Raw genomic sequence first — 25,001 nt, forward strand, 5'->3', positions numbered from 1 at the left:
TCTAATGCTACTATTACTACTAAAGTTGGCGATTACTTAGAATTTAAATTTAATGGTACTGGATTAAGACTTTTTGCTTACACTAATGCTTTTAGAGGTATTGCTAAGGTTACTATTGATGGTCAAGCTTATACATCTGATAACTATTCAGCTTCTGATGTATTCCAAAACAAGGTTTTTGAGAAGACTGGATTAACTGATAGTGAGCATACAGTTAAAATAGAAGTTACTAACACTAAAAATTCAGCATCTCAAAACTATGCTATTTGTTTAGATGCTATAGAAGTTCTAAAATAAACATATAAATAAAAAAACCACTGTTTAAACAGTGGTTTTTTTATTTATATGTTTACTAATACCATGTTTCAAATTATACACGAGATATGGGAATGTCATAAGCGATGATAGTGTATAAACTATTACTACAGTTACTGCTGCTCCATTGTACCCTATTCTTGAAATCAAGATGTAGTCAAGGACAATATTTACTATTCCTGTTGAGATTGTTACGAAAAGTAGATATTTAATTTTCTTTAACATAGTAAGTATATTTCCAACAGGAATCCTAAAAGTTCCTGCTATGAAGTACCCTATAGATAATAATCGAAAAGACGGTACTGCTTCAATATACTGTTGACCAAACAATAATCTTATTATTAGTGGTGCAAATATAACTAAAACTAAACTAATTATAATATTAAATAGAGCCATAATAGATATAAGCCTTTTAGTATTTTTTATTAGCCATCTTTTATTATTGCTATTCACTACAAAATATGGATATATAAAAGTTGCAATAGATAATGGTATAAAATTTAATGTGAATGGAATAAGCGTAGCTGTTCTATATATTCCAACACTTGTATTATCTGTGATTAATATTCCTATCAAAAATATATCAAATAAATATAATATTTGAGAAAGGGCATTATTAGTTAATGACGTTATTGAAAATTTCATAAACTCACTTTTAGTACTTTTCAATAATACCTTTGCTCTTGTTATTTGATTAATATCTTTTTTTAGCCATAAATATGCTACTATTATTGGAATTATTGTAGATACATATCTAAGCATTATTATAGTGTCTATATCTCCTATCAGCCCCCCTATAATAGTAGATAGGAAGATTAACACCGTATTTATTGTATTAATATAAGAGAACTTATCGTTTTGTAAGTTTGTTCTAAATTTTATCATAACATATTCTAATATAAATGATAATACCGGCATGCCGCTCATTAATAGTAACAGTCCATTGCTACTATCTACCGGAAGTTTTATAATTACTGAAATTATTAAAATCATTAATGTAATTATTAAATTAGAAATAACTCCAATTTTATATGCATACTTTTCATAACTTGCTTTATTACCTTTAGGTATATTAGAACTACAAAATTGAAGTAATCCTGATGTAACACCTAAACCATTTAATAATAAAACAATTGACAAAATATTATTTGCATAAGAATAGGCAGAAAATTCTTGAATTGTTACCAGCCTAACTATAACGGCATTATTAAAAAATAAAATTATTTTATTTATGATATTGGCTCCAAAAATATGAAATAACCCTTTGTCCATTAGCTTTTTTATATATTTATTTAAATTACTCATTTATTACTATCCTCTATGAACATGTATTTATAAGCAGAAAGCAAACTCAATATCTGTATTTTTTCTCTCGCTAAACTATTATTGAACATCCAAACTATATCATTATTTAAGTTACTAAATTCATCTATACAACTTAAGTTTTGTTCAAAATAGTTACTAATGTTTTTTCTCATATTATAGTCTGTATCATACCAATATTGAAAAGGGTTCATATCATCATTGCTATATTTACTTTCTCTAAAACCAAGTTTAAATAAAATCTCATTATTTTTATTTTTTAATTTCTTAGGAATTCTTTTTAACATTAAATAAAATAATTTATTTTTAAATATAAAACTATCAATACTTACTCTATATTTTTCATAAGTATATTTTGCTGCTTCAGGATACTTTGTGAGTATCCAATTATAGTATACATTATGATTAAATCTAATCTTAGGATCTATTGATAAACATAAATCCATAAATTCCTTTAAAATAAATGGTGAACTGACCTCACTGTAATTTTGCATAGTTATATGAGAATTTAATGCTCCATTAAAGCCTCTATTATACATTTTAAATATTTCTTCATTTTTATATCTATCTAATTCTATCCAATTTACTCTATCAATCAAAAGGTTTGAATATGTACCATCATTTATTGAAGGTTTAGTGTGTTCTTTTTTGCTTGAAAATGTTCCTACTACTACATCTCCTAATTGACCGGTATGTATTAATCCAAACTTATCAAAATTAATAAGTTCAAGAAAACTTCTTCCATGTATATGCCCACTAGCACATCCAGTCCCACCATTATTTTTTATTACTAAATCTATATCCTCCAAATATCTCAAGTCATCTAAAGATTTGAATATAAATTTATTTCCAAGCTTAATTGCTATTTCTTGAGCAACCTTATAATCAAGATAATTAGATTTAGAAAAAGTATAATTAGTTATATTTTTATACCCTAAGTCATTAGCTACCCAAGTTGTCATTCTAGAATCTAATCCCCCACTTAACCCTGCTAAATGACTATAACCATACTCTATATCTTTATCAAATTCAAGTTTAACTGAATATCTAAATAATTCGTCAAACGAATCTATTAATTTTTCTTCACTTAAATTATTTATTATGTTGTTATTAAGTTCATAAAAACTATTTACAGCTATCTTTCCATTATTAATTTTAATATATTTACCTGCTGTTAAGCGCTTTATCTTATCAATAATAGTATTATCTTCTATCATAAAGCCATATGTCAATAATTCATAGGCTGCATTAATATTAAATGAAGTACCAACATCGTTTTTTTTGAGTATATCCTTTACCATTTTTAAATCATATGAGAAAACAACCTTATCTTCTAAAACAGTATAAAATATACCCTTATCTCCATAATGATTAGTAAATATAATAAAAGTATTATTAATCTTATCACATAATATTCCTGAAAAAGCTCCTCTAAAAGAGTCCATAAATTGCTCACCTATTTGCTTATACATCTTTATAATAGTATTAGGCCAACTAGAAGCTGTATATTTATTTCTTAATTCCTGCAAATTCAAAACTACGCCATCTATAATTATAGAGAATTCATCATTATCAAAAAAAACTTTATCATTTTCAAATTTTTTTATACTAGTCTTTCCAATCATATAATCTTTGTGTTCTATGTTATCATTGCCCGTTTCTTTTATATCAGTTAAATCAAAGTTCCTACTATTAATAACACCATAAATTCCTGGCATTTGATTCCTCCATCATTATAGATTTATTACCATTTTAATTAATCTAACTATTTTAATAGCCTCCTCCACACTAAGCTCTCCATAGATAGGTAACGTCAATACTCTTTCGGAAATATACTTAGCATTAAATAAGTTGTCTTCATTATACTTCCCCTTATAACAATCAAAATCTATTGCTAATGGATAGAAGTATTTTCTAGTTACTACATTGAATTCTTTTAATCTTTCATGTATTTGATCTCTAGTTAAACCAACTATTTTTTCATCTATTATTACTGGGAAGTACGCATAGTTATGTTTTACATTCTCCATATCTTCTAAAAAATACACTCCATCTATATCTTTTAAATCATTTCTATATATATTAGCTATATTTTTTCTTTTTTCAATTTGATCATCAACATATTTTAAATTAAGAAGTCCCATAGCTGCCTGAAATTCATTCATTTTAGCATTTAGCCCAACTTCTTCTACCTGTTCATATCCAGATATTCCGAAGTTTTTTAACAAATTTAATTTTCTACTATATTCATTATCATTATAAGTAAGCAGACCTCCCTCTATAGTATTATATACTTTAGTAGCATGTAGGGAGAACATTGATATATCTCCAAAGTTCCCTATTCCAACTCCATCTACTTCAACTCCAAATACATGTGCTGCATCATAAATAACTTTTAAATTATATTTTTTTGCTATTTCTTCGATTTTTTTAATATTACATGGATATCCAAAAACATGAACTGGTAAAATAGCACAGGTTTTTTCGGTAATCAATTCTTCTATTTTATCTGTATCTATAGTAAAATCATTCATGTTTATATCACAAAATACAGGTCTTAATCCATTCATAACTATAGCATGAGTTGTTGAAGCAAATGTAAATGGTGTTGTTATTACTTCTCCGTTCAGCTTTAGTGCCTTTATAGCTGTATCTAATGCTAAATGCCCGTTCGTAAATAGAGTAGTATTTTTAACCCCTAAATAATCTAAAAGATTATTTTGGAGTTCATTATGAAGTTTGCCATTATTGGTTAGCCAACTAGTCTCCCAAATACTTTTTAAAAGCTCGATATATTCCTCTAATGGTGGTAAAAAAGACTTAGTTACTTGTATAGGTTGTTTAAATTTATCCATATTTTCACCTCTCACTATTTATTATCTCTTCGTATCTCAATAAATTATTTTTTCTCTTCCTAATCTTTTTTATTGGAATACCTACATAAATTGTCCATTCTTCACAATCTTCTAAAATTAAAGAACATGCACCAAAGGAACATCCCTCTTCTATTTTAACGCCTGGTAAAATAGTAGAGTTTGTTCCTATAATTACATGTTTTCCTATTTTAACAGACTCCTCTTGAATATTTCTAAACTCATCTCGAATCATTGGATTAGTCATATATTCACCAGAGTAATCATCTGAAATAGCATAAATAGCACCTCTTGATGACATTGTAGTGAAGCTGTCTATAAATATTAAAGAATTACCTGCAAATAACCCACAATATGCTGCAATATGTACATAATCTTTTATTATTATATTACCACTTAATATACAAAAGTCATCTATACGTACATTATTTCCTAAGCATATTTTTTCTGGAGAATATATACTGGCTTTTTTGCTAATGAGAACATTATCTCCAAATTGTTTTAATCCTAGCAAATTCAGCTCATCTCTACTATAAAAGCTGTCCATTTAATCACCTCTCTGTCGAGTAAAGATTTTTTCCCAAACATTTTTTATATATTTCTCATCAAATCTCTTCTCACTTAATAACTTATTTTTCATAATAACTTCTATATTAGAAGATATAAATTCTTCAAAGCTATAATCTTTTATATCTTCTATTGAATAAAAGTTATAACCTTCATCCTCAACTAAGTCTTCCCACATAGTAGTATCATTTCTCATATATATTTTTGCTTCCAAATATGCTAAAGCAAAAATATTTCCTAATGCTTGTTGTCTATTATTGTTAAAGATAGCTATATCAATTCTCCCTAAAAATTCTCCATATGCTTCAGGATTCATATACTCTGTTATTCCTACAAATTTTTCACCTAAAACCTTTTTGCCATAATCTATAACTTCTTTAGCATATACTGAATCTCCATATGACAATGGACAGTATACTTTTATGTTTTCACTTTTAAATTTCTCTATAAGATCAATTGCTTGAATATGATTATTAGATAAATCGGCTGAATTCCCAATTTGAATATTAGTTACATTAATATTACTACATTTTTTTATATTATTTAAAAATTCTAATGTTATTGGATTAATATAAATTGCTTTGTTATATTTACCAGATACATTATATCTTTCTTGAGCTATTTTATAATCATTTTTTACTAAGGTGCTTATAAAAGCAAACTTTTTTGTTACTCTCATCTTTAGAAACTCATCTATACTAGTTATAAGTTTATATGAACTATTTCTTTTTTTTAAATCGCCTCCCCAAATAACCCAGTTTATTTTTTTAAGAAATTGTGGATTAAGATTTAAAAAAAGCTTAAAAGAAATTCCTTGAAAGAAACCATGTATAAATACTAAACCTCCTTTTTTCAGAATATCTTTATTACTTGTCCATTCAACGAAAGATCCTTCAATAAATTTAATATTATTATTTATTACATCAATTTTTTTTAAATATTTCTGCTTTCCTACAATTATAAAATAATGTTCTTTATTATCAAAATTTTTGTTTATAAACTCTAAATACGGTAGTGTAAATTTTTCATTGTTTATTATGTGTATAATATTCATACAATTTCCCTCCAAATATTATTCACTTTTTATTTCATAAAATTTATTATAGGATAAAGTTAATAGAATTAACATAGTTGTAAACACAGGAAGTGAATATATAACTTGTGAATTTAAAATAAAGACTAAAAATAAATAACCTATAGCACTAAAAATTATTGAAAATTTACTATATAATTTTAAATCTTTACATGTAAAAATCTTAAAATTAATTATAATAATTGCTATAACTATTAAACTAAAAGTTATTATTCCCATCTTCATTATAATAGTTAATATTCCATTATCTATAAATGCTCCAATAGATGCATATGAAAAATCACTATTATATAAAATCATAGACTTGCCTAATCCATATCCTAAAAAATCATTATCTTTTATTGTTAAAAGATTAAATTCATTTGTTACACTTCTTGTATTTAAAGAAGAAATGTTTCCTTCTAATACCTCCACAAATCTTTGAAAAATATCATTATTTGATAAAATTAATTTATTTATTAAAATATCTTTATTAATAAATATAACAATTATTATAACTATAATTGCTAAAATATCTAAAAATCTACTTATATTTGTCTTTCTATTTTTAAATATATATGTAATAATGTATATCAAAAAATAAAGAATAATGAGTGTTCTATTTTTAGATAAAAAAATACAAATTATTGTATTTATAAATAATACTATTTTTATATATTTTTTCATATTTATATTATTAATGAAAAAAGGAACCAATAAGAAATTTGATGCATTACTAAACGATACTCTAGTAGTTCCCCACCAAGCTATTGAGTTTCTATCGTATATATTAGGTATAATACTTTCTCTAAAAAAATATATAAAAATATTTATTAATGAAAATAAAATCAATGACTTTAAAAATAAATCTATATATTCTTTTAATAAATTATTTTGACTAAAATAGATTCTATATGTAGCATATATAATAAAAATTCTAATAATATTTAAAGTATCTAAATTTATAAAATTATTATTATTTTTTATTCCAATTCCTAAATAAATAATTGTTAAAAATGCAATAATAATAAATATAATATCTATACTACTAAGTTTTAAACTCTTATAGGATTTAATTGATAATATTAATATTAAAAACAGTATTAAATCTAGAATACTTATATTACCTTTTTTCAAACCTAAAAATTCATATACTTTATCGTTAAAAGGAATCATTATAACTAGAAAAAAATAAATTTTATAAAAAGCTTTGCTATTAAAAATTAGAGTGTATGCTATAAATAAAATCCATCCAACAAAAAAAATCATTTTGTACCTCTTTAAATTTATTTTTCAGATTCATATTACATTATCTTTTCATTAAATTAAATAAAATTATATTTATCATATATACTTTTATATATTTAATTTTATTTACATGATTACTACCTACTTTATTTCTAAAATAAGAATCCTCATCCTTAATAAAAATATTATTTTTATACCAATAAGGAAACTTTTGTTCAATATATTTATAATGCATATTTATTTTTTTAAGCATTGTAATTACGTTAGGAAATTCAAAAATTAAAATTTTGGGAATTTGTCTAAATAGTATATTTTTTATAAATATATATTCTAACTGTTCAAATTTTTCATTATCTTCAACATTTTTCTTATAGAAATCATACAATGTATCTCCTATTCCATAAATATCATATATTTTACTTGATTTTTGAGAACTCATTATAGACCCTGGTCTATTTTTTCTATAATGATATAAAGCTTTGTTAATATATCCTATATTATTAGTTACAGCTAATAATTTGTACGTGGTTCCATTATCTTCATACCAAAGTCCCTTAGGAAATTTTATATTATGTTCTATAAAAAGAGTTTTCTTAAAGATTTTATTCCATACTGGGGCTTCAAATAAAAGAGAATATTTTGAATTATTTTCTTTTATGACCATTGAGTACTCTTCATATTCTTCAATATAATCGCATACAACAATATCAAGATCATCGCTTAAAGCTTTCTCTAACAATATTTTAAACATATTATTAGAACACCAATCATCAGCATCTACAAAACCAATATATTTTCCTTTACAATAATCTAAAGCATAATTTCTTGCATCAGAAAGTCCTCCGTTTTTTTTGTTTAACAATTTTACTATATTGGGATATCTATTTACATAACTTTCTATGATCTCTTTTGAAGAATCAGTACTTCCATCGTTGACACATAAAATTTCATATTCTTTTAAATTACAATTTAATATAGAATCTATACATTTATGTATATAATTTTCTACATTATAAATGGGAACTATAATACTAATATCCATAAAATTTCTACCCTTTTTCTTATATTTTTACCTACCTTAAAACCTCAACAATTTTTTTTATTTGAGAACTCCAATCTAGATTTTGTTCTGCATATTTTCTAATATATTTAGCATTTAAGTCCACACTATAATACCATTCTAATACTGATTTAACATCTATAGCAGTTTCATCTTGATCAGCTTCAAAAATATACTTAAAACTACTTTCTATAGATTGATCATTATATCCTAATATTGTAGGTAGCCCTCTTGCAATAAACTCTTTAGTCTTTATAGGATCCCCAGCCTTTATTCTATGTAAAGCTAAAGATGATACACCTATATCCATTGAATTAATAAAATCATCTAATTCCTTACCCCTTTTAACTCCTGTGAAATGAATCTTATTTTCTATCGATAAATTTTTACTTAATTTTTTTAAATTTTCTAACTCTGTCCCATTTCCTACAATGTAGAAATTAATATTTTCTTGCTTCTCATTAGTTAAATTATAGTAATCAGCTATTCCTCTGATTAATCTATCATATCCATGCCATAGACTAACATTAGCTATACCTATTAGGTTTATCCCATCATGTTGAACCTTTTTGATTATTGGTATATTATTCAAATCTATTCCATTAAATATATTAATACAGTCAACATCATATATACTTTTAACTTTAGTAGTTACTGATATTCTGTAAATATATTTATTTATACGTTTAGCTATATATCTATCTATGATGCTTTTAACAACATTTTTTATTCCTTTTTTTTGTTCATACCTATATGGCCATGTAGCTATCTCAACTATAATTTTAATATTCATCTTTTTTAATAACTTGAGTAATTTATAAAACTGATAATCTCCTATAGAATATCTAATATAAACAAAATCTACTTCATTAAAATAATATGAGTTATGGATTAAAAATTTATGTAAGTTATATCCAATAGATTTAACGAATTTAACATTAGTATTTTGTTCGTTATAATATATAAATTGATTTTTATAAATTATATAACTTATATCAAATTTATTTTCCTTAAACCCTTTTACTTGCCCTAAAATTTTGTTATAAATTCCTACATGTTCATGATTATAAGAATCTATAGCTGCAATATACAAACCTTTCATATTTCACCTACACAGTTTACTTTAAAATTCTTTCATATTTTCGAATTATTTTTTCCCAAGAATATTTCTCTTTTATTCGTTTTTTAGCTATTTCTTCTAACTCAATTATTTCTGACTTACTTATAGTTTCTAAGCTCTCAAAAATATTTTTTAAACATCCCTCGTCTTTTGAAAAGTAAATTGCTCCATCTTCACCAACTTCTCTATTAAAATTAACATCTAATAATATGTTAATTTTTGTACTAGCCAAAGCTTCCAATAAAGATGGATTAGTTCCACCTACTTCATGTCCATGAATGTACCCATAGGCTTTTTCTCTGATCTTTTTAAGTAATTCTTGTTCATATACAGTTCCTACAAATTTTATTCTTTTGTCTTTGTTGAACTCACTTCTTTGTAATAATTCACTATAAAATTTATTATGTTCAATATTGGTTATAATAACCAAATCTTTAGCTATACTTGACATCATAAATTCTTTAATCATAAGTTCATAGTTATTCTCTGGAACAAATCTTCCAACTATTAAATAGTAATTATTAGATTTAATTTTATGTTTTTTTAACCAGTCAACTAATTTTAAATCTTTATCCTCTAATTTTGATTTTTCAATATCAGCTCCATAAGCTATGAAAGTAGTTTGTGGATTATATTTTTTATATTCTTTATGTATATATTCTTCTATTCCTCTAGAATCACAAATGAGTAAATCTGAATATTTAACCATTAGTTTTTCTGATATCTTCCAGTATCTTTTAACAAATGAGTTCCATTTACTTCTTTTCCATTCATGACCATCTGGATTCACATAGATTTTTATACCTAACTTAATTAATTGCTGTTTATAGTATTTAATAAATGGCCCTACTCTACATGCTAAAATATATACAATTCCATCTGAAATTTTTTTTTCTTTTATATATTTAATTACCTTCTTTAATGCTAATATATCATAATAAACAGCCTTAGCTGGACCTATATTAGGAGTCTTTACATTGAAGCATCTAGCGCCGTTATATTCGAATTCTCTTTCATCATTAGCCATACATGATATATGGTATTTAATATCTTCATCTATTCTTTTTTCTGTAAGCTTTTCTACAAAGGTCTCAAATCCTCCATAATTCGCTGGGATTCCTTTAGATCCAATTATAAAAATATTTTTCATATCTACCTCTTTTGAATTATATATATCCTTACACTATAATCTATATATTTTTCTTCCATGGCTAATTATATTTCTAGTATCATAAACTATTTTATTTTTTAAAAGCTCCTGTTTCTCTTTAATTTCACTGTGTCCAACTAGTACTATAATTATCTTAGTGTCATTTAAAAAAGTCTCAATATCATGATATTGATTATTAAACTTACTGTCTTTAACCCACGGGTCATATAACTTGATATTAGTTATATTATATTTATTCATTATTTGTAGCAACTGTAATGTTGGACTTTCTCTCATGTCATCTATATTTTCTTTATAGGTTAGTCCATATAAACCAACTTGTGAGAAATCTTTAATGTTATTTTCTCTCATTATCTCATGAATTCTATCAAAAACATATTGTGGCATAGCATCGTTAACTTCTCTTGCTCCCAATACCACATTTACTATATCAGGATAATCTCCTACCAAAAACCAAGGATCAACAGATATACAATGTCCCCCTACTCCAGGTCCTGGTTGAAGTATATTTACTCTAGGATGTTTATTTGCTATTCTTATAAGTTCATATACATCCATGCCTTCTTTATGACACATTTTAGCCAACTCATTTGCAAAAGCAATATTTATATCTCTAAAAGTATTTTCTACCACTTTACTCATCTCTGCAGTTTTTATATTAGTCACAACAATTTCTGCTCTACAGAAGCTCTCGTACCAAGCTTTAATCTCTTCTCCAATTTCTCTCTCATCAGCTCCAATGGTTCTTGAATTATTCTCTAATTCATGAACCATTCTTCCCGGAATAATTCTCTCTGGAGCATGAGCTATATGAATATCTTTTCCTAACATAAATCCTTTGGACTGAATAATAGGTTTTATAAATTTATCTATAGTTCCTGGTGAAATTGTAGATTCAATAACTATTATAGTTCCCTTCTCACAATTATCCAGAACAGTTTTAACAGCATTAACTACGTAAGTTGCATCTATCTTCTTACTATCTTTAATATATGGTGTAGGGACAGTTATTATATATCTATCTGTTTTAATGTATTCAGTAGTAAACCTAATGCCTTTTTTCTTAACTTTATTAAACAATTCCTCTAAGCCATCCTCTTCAAAAGTAAGCTCTCCTCTATTTAATTTTTCTACTAATTCAGCATTATAATCAGTTCCAACTACTTCAATTCCATTAGCTGCAAACATCATAGCTGTTGGTAACCCTATATACCCAAGTCCTACTACATTTAATACTCCCATTTCTACACCTCTTTATTTTTAAATTCTTCTATTTCTTTATCACTTAATCCAAAATATTTTTCTATAGCATCTACTATTCTTTCAGACGCTTTACCATCTCCATATGGATTAACAGATTTGCTCATTTTTTCGTAAGCTTCTTTATTTCTTATTAAATCGTTAGCTTCTTTAATTATAGTTTCTACATCTGTTCCAACAAGCTTTACAGTTCCTGCTTCTACAGCCTCAGGTCTTTCTGTTACATCTCTTAAAACTAATACAGGTTTTCCTAAGTGAGGAGCTTCTTCTTGTAAGCCTCCTGAATCAGTCATTACCATAAAACACTTATTCATAAGATTATGAGTTTCTTTTGTATCCTGAGGAGTAAGTAGATGAACTCTTTCTTTGTCATTTAGATGTTTATATACCACATCTTTTACTACTGGGTTTAAATGCACCAAATAAACTAATTCTACATCTTTATTTTCTTCTACTATAGTTTTTAAAGCAGTGCATATATTTTCTATTCCTTCTCCCCAATTTTCTCTTCTATGAGCTGTTATCATTATTACTTTCTTTTTATTAAAGTCTATATGATTAAGCTCTTCTGTTTCAAATACATAATCTTCTTTTACTGTATGCTCCATAGCATCTATAACAGTGTTTCCTGTAACATATATATCTTCTTCTTTTACACCTTCTCTTAAAAGATTATTTTTAGATCCTACCGTTGGAGCAAAGTGTATATCCGCTAAAGCTCCTGTAAGCTTTCTATTCATCTCTTCTGGAAAAGGAAAATATTTATCAAAGGTTCTTAGTCCAGCTTCTACATGCCCAACCTTTATCTGTTTATAAAAAGCTGAAAGTGCTCCACCAAATGTAGTAGTAGTATCACCATGAACTAATATCATATCTGGCTTTTCTTCTTCAAAAACTTCCTCTAAACCTTCTAACACTTTGGTAGTTATTCCTGTTAGAGTTTGCTTACTCTTCATTATGTTTAAGTCATAATCTGTCTTAATATCAAAATAATTTAAAACTTGGTCTAGCATTTCTCTATGTTGTGCTGTTACACATACCTTTGAAATTATGCCTTCTCTTTTTTCTAATTCTTTTACTAATGGTGCCATTTTTATTGCTTCTGGTCTTGTACCAAATATAGTAAATATTTTTATCTTTTTCATGTTTCCTCCTATCTAGCATTCTTATCTCCAAATAAAACAAAAAATGTCTTAAATATAAGCTTTATATCTACCCATGTATTTCTTTTTTCTACATACTTTACATCTAGTCTCATCCATTCATTAAAACCTATATTATTTCTTCCACTTATCTGCCAATAACAAGTTAATCCTGGCTTAACCTCTAATCTTCTCATCATCCAAGGCTCAAACTCTGATACCTCCTTAGGTAAGCTGGGCCTAGGTCCTACTAAGCTCATTTCTCCCTTTAGCACATTTATAAGCTGTGGTAATTCATCTATACTTGTTTTTCTTATAAATTTTCCTATCTTAGTTATCCTAGGATCATTTTTCATTTTAAACATAGGTCCGGACATCTCATTTTGAGTCACTAACTTTTTCTTTAGCTCCTCTGCATTAACTACCATGCTTCTGAATTTGTACATCTTAAATACTTTTCCATTTTTTCCGATTCTTTTTTGAGAAAATATAATGGAGCCCTTAGAGTCAAACTTTATTATTATCCCTATAATAACAAATAACGGACTTAAACATATTATTCCTATAATTGAGCAAAATATATCAATTATTCTTTTTATAATATTATATAAAAATCTATCTTTTTCACTCACTATAATTTCTTGATTTCCATGAAAACTTAATTTTTCTCTAAAATTCTCCAATACTATCGCCCCTCCTTTATTTCATTAATTAATATATTTAAATAAATAATAATTCTTAATCAAATAATTCCTTAGTTTCCCATCTATACTCTATAAATATGGTCATAATTACTTATGACCTATCAATTATCTTTTCTTAAATAACCCGAAGAAACTTTTCTTCTCTTTTACTTCCTTTATATATGGTAATTCTATATCCCTTCCATCTAATACATTTTTTTCATTTGTTAATACAAATTCATATAATTCTGGATTCAATTCTTGTAATCTATTTAATGCTTCTTTTATATCTGTTTTTCTAAAACTGTTATTATGCCCGTCACTGCCTACTAGATGAATCATATTTCTTTTTACTAATTCTTCTCCAAAATCTTTTTCAGCCTGTCCATGTTTTCCTAATAGTGAGTTAGCATTAAGTTGTAGTAAGTACCCCTCTTCAATAAAGTCTTCTATCATATCTATGTTGTTTATAAGCTTAATATTTCTTTCTGGATGTGCTATTATGGGTTTTATTCCTAAAACCGTTAATTCATATAGTACATCCATAGAATATTTAGGTACATCTCTCATAGGAAATTCTATTAACATATATTTAGTTTCATTTATTCCCCATATCTTATTCTCTTTATAAAGCATGGGTAGACTTGGATCCATATACACTTCTAAACCTGATATTATATGTATATTGCTTTTTTCTCTTAATTCATTAAGTTTATCAAAATATTCTTCTCTATCAGGCTCATACTCTCCTAATAAATAATGAGATGTGGCACATATATATTTAGTGCCTTCCTTCTCTGCATTTCTTATCATGTCCATGGACATATCTATATCTTTAGAGCCATCATCTACTCCATAAATTATGTGTGAATGAAAATCTATCATATTGCCTCCTATTATTCTGTTTCTGAAGAATAATATCCTTGGTATTGATTATAGCCATATCCACCGTAACCATACTCTTTAGCATCCTGAGGTATTTTATTCTCAACTACTCCTAAAACTTTCCCTCCAACCTTTATAATACTTTCCTTTGCTCTTAATATCGCGTTTTTCTCTGTTATTCCATAAGTTGCAACTAATAGTATTCCATCTAAGGTTGATGCAAGCACATGTAAGTCTGAAACAACAAGTACTGGAGGTGAATCTAAAAGTATAACATCAAAATAATTTTTAAGATCTTCTAATATCTTTCCCATCTTCTTGGAGCCCAATATTTCTGATGGATTAGGTGGAACAGGACCACTAGGTATAAGTCCTAGATTAGGTATATCTACTTTATATATAGCCTCTTCCAATGTACTCTCTTTCAATAATAGGGAAGTTAATCCAGTAGTATTCGATATTCCAAATTTCTTGTGTATTATTGGCTTTCTTAAATCACAGTCTACTAATAATACTTTTTTGCCGCTCTGTGCTAAGCTTATAGCTAAATTAGATATTATAGTACTTTTTCCTTCTCCTGGAGCACATGAGGTTATTGCAATAATATTAGAATCTTTATCTAACATGGAAAATTGTAAATTTGTTCTTAAGGTTCTATATGCTTCTGCTGCTGCAGACTTAGGGTCACTATATGCTATTAGATCTTTTATCACGCTTACCACCTCTTGTTTTCTTTTTATCTTCTATCATAGGTATAGCCCCTAATACAGGAACTTCTAATAACTTTTCCAATTCTTCTGGATCTTTTACTGTATTGTCTAGATATTCTATTAGGAATACTACTCCCACTGAAACAAATACTCCAAGTAGTAGTGCTATAGCTATATTAAGTAATGGCTTAGGTGCTACAGGCCCACTAGGTAATAATGCATCATCTACCAACTGAACATTGTCCACATTTTTAATTTTCTTAGTTACGTCTTTTAATGACCTTGCTATCTGATTAGCTATATCTCTTGCTTCATAAGCATCATTAGACTTTACTGTTATAGTTAAAAACTCGGTATCTCCTTTCGGTGCTACTGAAAGCATATTTAAAAGAGTTGTAGGAGTTTTATCTAAACTTAACTTATCTATAGTATCTTCTGCTACAGCCCTAGTTTTTGCAAATTCACTATAGGTTTTAACTAACTTTTGATACATAATAACATCATTATAGGTTTGATTAGTATTACTTGAAGATTGATCTTTATTACTTCCTATAATAACTGATATACTAGCTTGATATGTAGGCTTAATTAAGAAAAAACTTACTATTGTACTAACAAATACACAGGTTAAAGTCACTGATATTATCAATAGCCATCTTTTCTTTAAAATATGTAGGTATTCCTTTAATTCCATCTTAAATCCTCCGAATATTTTTTAAATCTAATGTATATAAATCATAACATATTACTATATTTGTGTCTATTTTATGAAGTTTTTTCACTCAAATTGTTTAATGGTGTCGAAACCATTTTTTGGTGTTAATTATTAAACTTTTAAAAATTATACTATAAACTATAATTTAAGTCTCACGATAATATATATCTTTAAAGTTTTACCAACTAATTATATAACTTTTTAACATATTGTTCAACATTAGGTCCATTGATAATCTTTATTCAAAATTGACATTATTCGACTATTGTAATGTCTTAAATACTTTTTAATGATTATTTATATTTATTAATTTAATATTATCTCCGTTTTTAAAATTAATATATGTAGTTTTAAGGAATTTATTTATATATTTCCCAATAAAAAAAACTGTAAATAAATTTTAAATAATTAGAATTTATTTACAGCCCTGTATATGTAACCATTTAAACAACTAATTTACAAGACTTCTATATACAAAATAAAGATTTTATTCTCTCAATAGACCGTGTCGATTTCTGTTTAAAATCGTTTAATTATTTTTAATTTTCATTATATAAAATACTCCTCACAAAAATTTGTTTACAAAAAGGAAACAAAAAGCATTCAATATAAATACTTCTCGTTCCTTAATTATTATATTATTTCTTTTAAATATTTTATAAAATCTTCTCTTAAGTCTTCTCTTCTTAATGCATATTCAACTGTTGCTTGTAGAAATCCTAACTTATCTCCAACATCATACCTTTTTCCTTCAAAGTTATAAGCATACATTGCTTCTTGCGATATTAAATCCTTAAGTGCATCTGTAAGCTGAATCTCTCCACCTTTCCCTGGTTTAGTTTTCTCTAATATATTAAATATTTCTGGAGTTATTATATATCTTCCAAGTATAGCCACATTACTAGGAGCCTCTTCTTTAGATGGTTTTTCTACTAGATTTTTCACTTTATATACCCTATCTTCTATATGCAGCCCATCTACTATACCATATTTACTTACATTTTCTTCAGAAACTGTTTGTACTCCAAGTATTGATGTCTTATACTCACTATAACAATCTATCAATTGCTTTAAGCATGGGTTTTCATCATTATGAACAATATCATCTCCTAAAAGTACTGCAAAAGGTTCATTTCCTACAAATGTTTTAGCACAAAGAATCGCATGCCCTAATCCCTTTGGTTCTTTCTGTCTTATAAAATGTATATCTACCATTTCTGATATATCTCTAACTAGCTCAAGTAACTCTTGCTTTCCTGATTTCTCAAGTTCCATCTCAAGCTCTATTGATTTATCAAAATGGTCTTCTATAGACTTTTTATTTCTTCCTGTTATTATTAGTATTTCCTCTATTCCCGATGCTATAGCTTCCTCTATAATATATTGCATTGTTGGTTTATCTACTATTGGTAGCATTTCTTTAGGTAATGCTTTTGTAGCTGGTAAAAATCTTGTTCCAAGTCCTGCTGCAGGAATTATTGCTTTTTTTATTGTCATGTTTCTCTTCCTTCTTTCAGTTATTTAATCAGTCATTATATCCATTAGGATTATTCGAATGCCACGTCCAAGCAGTTTCTACTATTGTTTCTAAAGTGTTGAACTTAGGTGTCCATCCTAATTCTTTTACAGCTTTATCAGAAGATGCTATAAGTATAGCAGGGTCTCCCGCTCTTCTTCCTGTAACTTCTGCTGGTATAGGATGATTAGTTACTTTTCTAACTACTTCTATTACCTCTTTAACTGAGAATCCTGTTCCATTTCCTAAGTTAAATATTCTACTTTTTCCACCTTTAAATAATCTATCTAATGCTAAAGCATGAGCTTCTGCTAAATCTGACACGTGAATATAATCTCTAATACAACTTCCATCTGGGGTATTAAAGTCTTCTCCAAATATCATTATCTTTTCTCTTTTCCCTAAAGCAACTTGTAATATAAGCGGAATTAAATGAGTTTCTATCTTATGATCTTCTCCTATATTTCCACTTACATGAGCCCCAGCTACGTTAAAGTATCTTAAAACTGTATGTTTTATTCCATAAGCTGTATCACACCACTTAAGAACTTTTTCTACCATAAGTTTAGATTCTCCATAAGCATTAGTAGGGAATGTTTTATCCTCTTCTACTATAGGAGTTTTTTCTGCCTCACCATAAGTTGCCGCTGTTGATGAAAATACTATATATTTAACATTATGCTCTTTCATAACTTCTAGTAAGTTTATGGTTCCATATACATTATTATTAAAATATTTTAATGGTTCTACCATACTTTCTCCTACTAGAGAGTATGCTGCAAAATCTATAACTGCTTCTATTTCGTTTTCATTAAAGACATTATTTAAAAATGCTTTGTCTCTTAAATCTCCTTTATATAACTTAACTCCTTTTACTGATTTTTCATGGCCAGTTTCTAAACTATCTACTACTACAACATCTTTTCCTTGTTCTAAAAGATAAGCTACCATATGACTTCCTATATAGCCGGCTCCTCCACATACCAATATTGACATAGTATACCTCCAAATTCAATATATTGTAATTTAATCTCAATATCTGTATTATATCAAATAAATACTAAAAAAAAAAATAAAAGTATGACATGTTACTGTTTTGTCATACTTTTACTTTTATTTTTAATTAAAACATTTCTCCAACTGCATCTGCTATTGCATTTACTGTTGTTTGTTGCCTATCATCCTTACCAGAATCAGTTGCTTCATTAGGATTAGATATAAATCCGCATTCAACTAATACTGATGGCATATTTGTGTATTTAGTAACAGCTAGATTATGGTCACGTGCTCCTCTATTATTTCTTCCCAAATATGATGCTAAATTATTAACTATTTTCTCTGATAAGATTTTGCTTAATTTAGCAGCTTCTGTCGGAGTAGTATCTATATATGCTCCTATATATTCACCAGTAGTGATTGTAGTTATTCCTTCATTATCAATGTTAGGTCGATATGAACTATAATGAGTCTCAACACCACTAGGTCCAGGATTCTTTTGTACATTTGTATCCGCACTATTATGATGAATACTAATAAAAAGATCTGCATTAATTGAATTTGCATAATTTGCACGAGGAACCAAATCAACGAATTCCCAAGCTTGTCTTGTTAATACTACATAATATCCCATACTTTCAAGTTTGCTTTTTAGTTTCATAGATACAGAAAAGTTTAGTGTGTCTTCTTTATATTCAATACCGTTATGAATGCTAGTTGCTCCTCCGTCTTTTCCACCATGTCCAGGATCAACTATTATAATATAATTTTTATAGTTAAAAGAAATTATACTAGCTTGCTTAAATCCATTATTACCTTCCGCAATAACAGTTAACTTGTGGTTACCTATGCTTAGTTTTGAAATGTCAATATTCGTATCATAACCAGCATTATTTGACTCAGGGTAAAGAGGAAATGATGACTTTATATCTGGTCTTAAGACTCTATCGTCTATATCTTTTATAAAAACATCATCTATGTACACACTAATTTTTTTAATTCCCGATTCATTAAGTGCCCATCCATTAACTTTTAACTCTTTCGAATTAACTGTTGCTAAATTAGTAGGCGTATCTATAAAAATCTTAGGCTCCAATTTTATAACTTGAATTTTTGTAGACACCTCATCCATCGTATTGTCATTACCAATTGATACAATTTTAACTTCATGGATACCTAATGACACATCTTTAAAATTAAGTTTATATTCATACCCGCTTGTCTTAGATTCATCATAATTAGGAAAAGCTGTTGCTACATCTGGTCTCAAGTTTCCATAATTAGCATTTCCCTGTAATTTATTATCTAGATACACTCGTACTTCTTTAATTCCTGATTCATTTAATGCCCATCCATTTAACTTTAATTCTGTATTTGTGCCTATACTCTGATTATTATAAGGAGTATCTAGAAATATTAATGAATTAAGACCTTCTCTTTTAATTATTAAATTATCCTCTTTAATACTTCCATCGTTTCCAATTGCTTTTAAATTGACAGTGCTTCCATTTTTGCTAATTAATTTGGAATTAATATTAAGACTAAATCCACTTACACGAGAATTGTAATATTCATTATACACTATACCTACATCTTCTCTTACCAAACTCACATCAGTTTTCCCAACTAAATTTCCATCAATGTAAGCACTGACCTCTTTTACCCCACTTTGATTTAGGGTCCATCCGCTAATTGTCAAACTTTTTCCTGATATTGTGCTATTATTCTTTGGTGAGTCTATGTACAATATTGGATTTAATTTTTTATAAATCACTTTCGCATTGTCCCTTATAATTGTACCATCATTTCCTATAGACTCAATTTTAATTGTATGTTCACCAGGACTAAGATCACCATTCTTTATTAAGAAGCTATATCCACTATTTAATGAATTTTTGTATTCACTAAAAATTTTATTTATGTCTTGTCTTATAATCCCTATATTGGCATTTCCTTTAAATGTATTATCAATATATATCTTGACTTCTTTAATTCCAGATTTATTTAATGTCCATCCATTCACTTCTATATCCTTAGAATAAGTGCTATTATTCATTGGACTTTCTGTATACAACTTTGGTGTTAAATATTCATAATTAAAGGTGGTAACTGTACTTTGAATCACTCCATCATTTCCTATTGCTTCAACTTTTACCGTATTCTTTCCTTCGATTAAAATATTACTATTTATTTCTATAGAAAAACCACTATTCTCAGCATCACTATAAAGAGGATAAAAATCCTTTACGTCTTGCCTTGGAAGCCTTTCATTTACATCTTTAATCAATGCTCCATTAATATATACGTTCAAATCTTTAATGCCAGTTTTGTTTATTGCCCAACCATATAAATTGAATTTATCTTGATTAACAACTTGTCCATTTGTAGGTGAATCTATCCATGTTATTGGATTTAGATTTGAAATACTTTGTATATTTCTAACCATATTTATTATTTCTATTCCATATGTATCTGATTGTGACCATTTATCGCCTAATTGCTCAACCGTCTTAGATTGTCCTAAAAGTTCCTTAAGCTGTTCAGAATCTCTAGTGTTATTTATTCTTGGATATCCATCTGCTAGAGCATACAAGACTAAATGATCTAAATGAGCACTTATACCATCTTCCCATGAATTAAATCTTTGATATTCATTTGAATTATCAACCTCTTGACCTATTTTTAATCCTGCTGGATTCTTATAGGTTTCATCTAAAGGACCTCCAAATCTTCCAAAGTTTGTTTCTTTTGCAGCTTGCGCATATGCAATTGTAGGATCTACTCCCCCATGATTACTTGCCAATTCATAATAAGTTTTAGCCAAGTTTGCAAATGCTTGTGTCGCATTATTCCTTATAGCCCATTCTTTCATATCACTTGCTTTTACCGACTTTTGCTTAATTATACCCATTCCCTCATAAGCATTAATTTTAATTCCTATACTATTTGTTAGTATAAATATCAAAACCAATATTCGTGCAATTACTTTACTTTTCTTGCTTAAAAATCTCAAAACCTACCTCCCATATATTCATTAACCTAGTATTTTATAATTATTTCTACTTAAAATAATTATTTTTGCTATTACTACCATCATTGTCTGTAGTATTAATGCTACTATAACTCCTGTTAAAGTATAATACATTACTCCATAATATAAAATTATTAAATAAAGGCTATTAACCACTAAAAGAATAGGAAAATTGTATTTTATAAACCCTAGTGTTATAAACAATGAATGTAAACCTACCGCTGAATAACTAATCACAATCATAAAGAAATATAGTAATAATTGAATAATATAGTTATTGTAATCTGGTATAAATAACCACATCCATAATTTATATGTTAACGCTGTTCCAACCAATATTCCACTTCCTGCTAATAATAATACTTTCGTAAGTTTTCTATTAAGCTTGAATGTAGAATCATAATCATTTTTAGATACCATTATAGACATTTCTGGGAAAATAATTTGGCTTAATGGCGATCCAAGCTTTTCGATTATTGATCCTAATTTTTGGAATATTTTATATATAGCAGTCATAGAATCACCAAGATATTTATTAATTACAAATGTTGTTAAATATCTAACAGGTACGTCTATAGTAAAAACTATGTTACTATAGACATTAAAGACAAAGAACTCTCTATCAAATTTTAATCTTTCTCTATAGAATTTATTTAATTTTTGCTGTTTAAGTACCTTTAATGCAAATATCAATAAAGATATATTTCTGATACTTTCTAATATCACTTCAACAATTATGAAATACATAAAGCTCATCTTCATCATGAAGCCTATTAAATATAAGCCCAATTTAAAAATACTGGTTATTATTCCAGTATATGTAGTATATGTAAATTTATCAAATATTCTTAGTATTCCAATTGCAGTTCCTGTGATATTAAATATTATTGTTATTAAATAAATTTTAACATACAATACTACTTCGCTGTCCCAATTCATAAAATTAGCTACAGCTGATAAACAAATATAACCAGCAATTAATGCAATTATAGCAGAACTAATATCTAATATTAGAGATTGCTTAATTATTTCTTTGCATTTTGTTATATTTTTATTTTCGATATATTGAGGTAAGAACTTAATTAATGCATTAAAGGATTGGAAATTAAATATATCGTTAAAAACTAGTACATAAGACTGTATAATAGCAATTACTCCATTACCTTCTAGTCCAATAGTCCATATAGCTATTGTAAGATTGACAATTCCTATTACCGATACTAATGAATCTCCTGTCAATATAATAAATAAGTTTTTGAGTATTCTATTTTGCATTATTTTGGTTTTAAGTTGATTAAACTTATCTTTCATCGCTACACCTACTACTCATATATTCTTTATTTTTACGTATAACATCTCTGTTTAACTTCCCTGAAATAAATCCATATATTTGTATAATTTCTAAGTATATGTAAACAAAAAATAAATTTAGTCTATATTTTTTATTTTTTTGAAATACTACTCTATATTTTATCAAAAATAGAGCTGCATTTAATAAAAGAATTGCAGGTATCTTAATAGCACAAATTAGTAAAATAAAATTAATTATATAAAAAATAATTTTCTTTATATAATCAAAATCCATATTACTAGCTTCTGCATCTCCTAAACTATAATAAAAAATTTGTTTTTTAAATTGCTTAACATTTTCTCTTGGCTCCCAATATACATACGCTTCTGGTTGAAAGAAAAAAATATTTTTTTCATTTTTTAACTTTATATCAAATAATGTGTCTTCCCCAGCAAAAGTTAAGTGTTCAGGATATCCATTAATTTTTTTCCAAGACTCTTTTTTAAACGCTATTGATCTAGATGAAGGTAAAAAACTTTCTTTGTCGATTTGATCTAAACTAGAAAATAGTATTTGAGATGTAATCTCTTGAAATTTATTTTTTATTAGGGGTTTATACCAACCTGAAACTACATCTATATTGCTATCTTTGAAAGGAAGTATTATTTTTTCTAACCAAAACTTATCAATTTCACATCCTGCATCTGTTACTGCTATAATACTATTTGTAGCATTTTCAATTGCAACATTTCTTCCCTTTGCAATATTACAACCATTGCTTATCATCAGCTTTATGAAGCTATGAATTTTCGAATATTTTTTTATTATTTCTACAGTATTATCTTTGGAACCTGCATCTACTATTATTATTTCTTTAGGTAGAACTGTCATATTTAATAGACTTTCTAGAAATGAAGCTATATTTTTTTCTTCATTATACACCGTACTTATTATAGAAACATCCTCTATTATTTTTCCCATAAATCCATATACTCCTCAGCAACTTTTTTCCAGGTTTGAGTTACTGCCCACTCGTACCCCGCATCTTTTAAAGATTTCTCATTTTCTTTATTACTCATTAATTTGTATAATTTTTCAGATAAATCATATTTATTCTTTGCTACCAAAATTTTTTTATCATAATCTGGAATCATACATAAATAATCTTTTTTCAAATCATTGTCATAATTTGAAATAACAACCTTATATGCGGCTAAAGCCTCTATTATACCTAAATATCCTGATGTAAATATATAATTTGAATTTTTCAAATAAGGTTTAACATCCTTTACGAAACCATTCATTTTAAAATTAATTTTATGCTCTAGACACTTGTTTTTTACTTCATTCTCTAAAGAACCTGAACCACAAACTTCAAATGTAAATTCTACATTATAATTATTTTTCAATAAAATCATTGAATCTAAATATAAATCTATCCCAGTATCCTTTTCTAGCCTTCCTAAATATAAAATCCTATTACCATTTAATAGGTTTTCTTTAATTTCATTTTTATTTATTTTAATATCACTTGCCCCATACAATATTTTATCAGCTTTCGTATTGTACCATTTAGTAATAAAATCCCCTATACATATATTACCATATGCTAACTTTTCAACTTTTTTTCTGATATTTATAACTTTTTTATCTGGAGGAAATACCCCTTCCCATCCATGAAAAGTTACAAAAACTTTTTTAAATGGAAGTATAAATCTAAAGGGAAGATACCAATACCAAAATGTAGAAAAATCGTGGCAATGAACTACATCGGCCTTTATTATATGTTTTATATTTTTTAACATACTAAAAAATACTTTTAAACGTTGAAGCCTTCCTTTAGTCCCAAATCTAACTATATTAATATCTTTATAAACTTCCATGTCCGTTATTTCACTATTTCTTGTAATAACAGTAACTTCATTATTTTTTTTAATTAATTCTATAGCAAGTTTTTCCACATGTTTTTCTACTCCACCTACATAAGGATAGAATCTTTCACATAACATTAATATCTTCATTA

At 27.0% G+C, this 25,001-nt stretch carries 21 protein-coding genes and 1 pseudogene; 1 reads left to right on the forward strand and 21 read right to left on the reverse strand.

The window, feature by feature from the left end; all coding sequences use genetic code 11:
• A pseudogene (locus BUA92_RS23420) lies at positions 1-297 on the forward strand (hypothetical protein); the annotation flags it as partial.
• A gap of 24 nt (positions 298-321) precedes the next feature.
• On the opposite strand, the gene BUA92_RS20750 reads toward BUA92_RS23420, so the two are convergent.
• The 21 genes from BUA92_RS20750 to BUA92_RS20850 all read right to left on the reverse strand — a co-directional run bounded on the left by BUA92_RS20750 (position 322) and on the right by BUA92_RS20850 (position 24,999).
• Entirely contained in the window at positions 322-1,620 is a 1,299-nt protein-coding gene (locus BUA92_RS20750) for an oligosaccharide flippase family protein (RefSeq protein WP_073022566.1), read from the reverse strand.
• Positions 1,617-3,356 carry an asparagine synthetase B family protein gene (locus tag BUA92_RS20755; RefSeq protein WP_073022567.1) on the reverse strand — a complete coding sequence of 580 codons (1,740 nt, stop codon included), beginning with the start codon at positions 3,354-3,356 and terminating at the stop codon, positions 1,617-1,619. The genes BUA92_RS20750 and BUA92_RS20755 overlap by 4 nt, the downstream gene beginning before the upstream one ends.
• Positions 3,357-3,371: 15 nt before the next feature.
• On the reverse strand, positions 3,372-4,493 hold the full coding sequence (locus tag BUA92_RS20760; protein ID WP_073022568.1) for a DegT/DnrJ/EryC1/StrS family aminotransferase: 1,122 nt from the start codon (positions 4,491-4,493) through the stop codon (positions 3,372-3,374).
• A gap of 4 nt (positions 4,494-4,497) precedes the next feature.
• Positions 4,498-5,058 (reverse strand): acyltransferase, encoded by a 561-nt coding sequence (locus BUA92_RS20765; RefSeq protein ID WP_073022569.1) that lies wholly within the window; start codon positions 5,056-5,058, stop codon positions 4,498-4,500.
• The gene (locus BUA92_RS20770) at positions 5,059-6,132 is read right to left on the reverse strand and encodes a TDP-N-acetylfucosamine:lipid II N-acetylfucosaminyltransferase family protein (RefSeq protein ID WP_073022570.1); all 1,074 of its coding nucleotides are present in this window, start codon (positions 6,130-6,132) and stop codon (positions 5,059-5,061) included. It lies immediately after the preceding gene.
• An 18-nt stretch (positions 6,133-6,150) separates the two neighbouring features.
• The gene (locus BUA92_RS20775) at positions 6,151-7,419 is read right to left on the reverse strand and encodes a hypothetical protein (protein ID WP_073022571.1); all 1,269 of its coding nucleotides are present in this window, start codon (positions 7,417-7,419) and stop codon (positions 6,151-6,153) included.
• 40 nt (positions 7,420-7,459) lie between these two features.
• Entirely contained in the window at positions 7,460-8,440 is a 981-nt protein-coding gene (locus BUA92_RS20780) for a glycosyltransferase family 2 protein (RefSeq protein WP_073022572.1), read from the reverse strand.
• A 31-nt stretch (positions 8,441-8,471) separates the two neighbouring features.
• Positions 8,472-9,560 carry a glycosyltransferase gene (locus BUA92_RS20785; RefSeq protein ID WP_073022573.1) on the reverse strand — a complete coding sequence of 363 codons (1,089 nt, stop codon included), beginning with the start codon at positions 9,558-9,560 and terminating at the stop codon, positions 8,472-8,474.
• 16 nt (positions 9,561-9,576) lie between these two features.
• Complete coding sequence (gene cps2T, locus BUA92_RS20790) at positions 9,577-10,728, reverse strand: beta 1-4 rhamnosyltransferase Cps2T (RefSeq protein ID WP_073022574.1); 1,152 nt, start codon at positions 10,726-10,728, stop codon at positions 9,577-9,579.
• 33 nt (positions 10,729-10,761) lie between these two features.
• Positions 10,762-11,991 carry a nucleotide sugar dehydrogenase gene (locus tag BUA92_RS20795; protein ID WP_073022575.1) on the reverse strand — a complete coding sequence of 410 codons (1,230 nt, stop codon included), beginning with the start codon at positions 11,989-11,991 and terminating at the stop codon, positions 10,762-10,764.
• A gap of 2 nt (positions 11,992-11,993) precedes the next feature.
• Entirely contained in the window at positions 11,994-13,154 is a 1,161-nt protein-coding gene (gene wecB / locus BUA92_RS20800) for a non-hydrolyzing UDP-N-acetylglucosamine 2-epimerase (protein ID WP_073022576.1), read from the reverse strand.
• Positions 13,155-13,162: 8 nt separating this feature from the next.
• Positions 13,163-13,789, reverse strand: a complete 627-nt coding sequence (locus tag BUA92_RS20805; protein WP_242950224.1) for a sugar transferase — start codon at positions 13,787-13,789, stop codon at positions 13,163-13,165.
• Between the two features lie 171 nt (positions 13,790-13,960).
• Entirely contained in the window at positions 13,961-14,719 is a 759-nt protein-coding gene (locus tag BUA92_RS20810) for a tyrosine-protein phosphatase (protein WP_073022578.1), read from the reverse strand.
• Between the two features lie 11 nt (positions 14,720-14,730).
• Positions 14,731-15,432: a CpsD/CapB family tyrosine-protein kinase gene (locus tag BUA92_RS20815; RefSeq protein WP_083553616.1), complete on the reverse strand. Its 702-nt coding sequence runs from the start codon at positions 15,430-15,432 to the stop codon at positions 14,731-14,733.
• Entirely contained in the window at positions 15,407-16,123 is a 717-nt protein-coding gene (locus BUA92_RS20820; RefSeq protein WP_073022580.1) for a YveK family protein, read from the reverse strand. Before BUA92_RS20820 ends, BUA92_RS20815 begins: the two co-directional genes overlap by 26 nt.
• Before the next feature lie 654 nt (positions 16,124-16,777).
• Positions 16,778-17,641 (reverse strand): UTP--glucose-1-phosphate uridylyltransferase GalU, encoded by an 864-nt coding sequence (gene galU, locus BUA92_RS20825; RefSeq protein ID WP_073022581.1) that lies wholly within the window; start codon positions 17,639-17,641, stop codon positions 16,778-16,780.
• A gap of 28 nt (positions 17,642-17,669) precedes the next feature.
• Positions 17,670-18,656, reverse strand: a complete 987-nt coding sequence (gene galE, locus BUA92_RS20830) for a UDP-glucose 4-epimerase GalE (protein ID WP_073022582.1) — start codon at positions 18,654-18,656, stop codon at positions 17,670-17,672.
• Positions 18,657-18,783: 127 nt separating this feature from the next.
• Positions 18,784-21,669: an N-acetylmuramoyl-L-alanine amidase gene (locus BUA92_RS20835; protein ID WP_073022583.1), complete on the reverse strand. Its 2,886-nt coding sequence runs from the start codon at positions 21,667-21,669 to the stop codon at positions 18,784-18,786.
• 21 nt (positions 21,670-21,690) lie between these two features.
• Positions 21,691-22,998, reverse strand: coding sequence for a lipopolysaccharide biosynthesis protein (locus BUA92_RS20840; protein ID WP_073022584.1), 1,308 nt, complete (start codon positions 22,996-22,998; stop codon positions 21,691-21,693).
• On the reverse strand, positions 22,988-23,959 hold the full coding sequence (locus BUA92_RS20845) for a glycosyltransferase (protein ID WP_073022585.1): 972 nt from the start codon (positions 23,957-23,959) through the stop codon (positions 22,988-22,990). The genes BUA92_RS20840 and BUA92_RS20845 overlap by 11 nt, the downstream gene beginning before the upstream one ends.
• A complete protein-coding gene (locus tag BUA92_RS20850) occupies positions 23,947-24,999 on the reverse strand; it encodes a glycosyltransferase family 4 protein (protein ID WP_073022586.1) in 1,053 nt (350 codons plus the stop codon). Before BUA92_RS20850 ends, BUA92_RS20845 begins: the two co-directional genes overlap by 13 nt.
• Positions 25,000-25,001: the final 2 nt, after the last annotated feature.

This window comes from Clostridium intestinale DSM 6191 (assembly GCF_900130055.1).
Lineage (GTDB): Bacteria > Bacillota > Clostridia > Clostridiales > Clostridiaceae > Clostridium_T > Clostridium_T intestinale.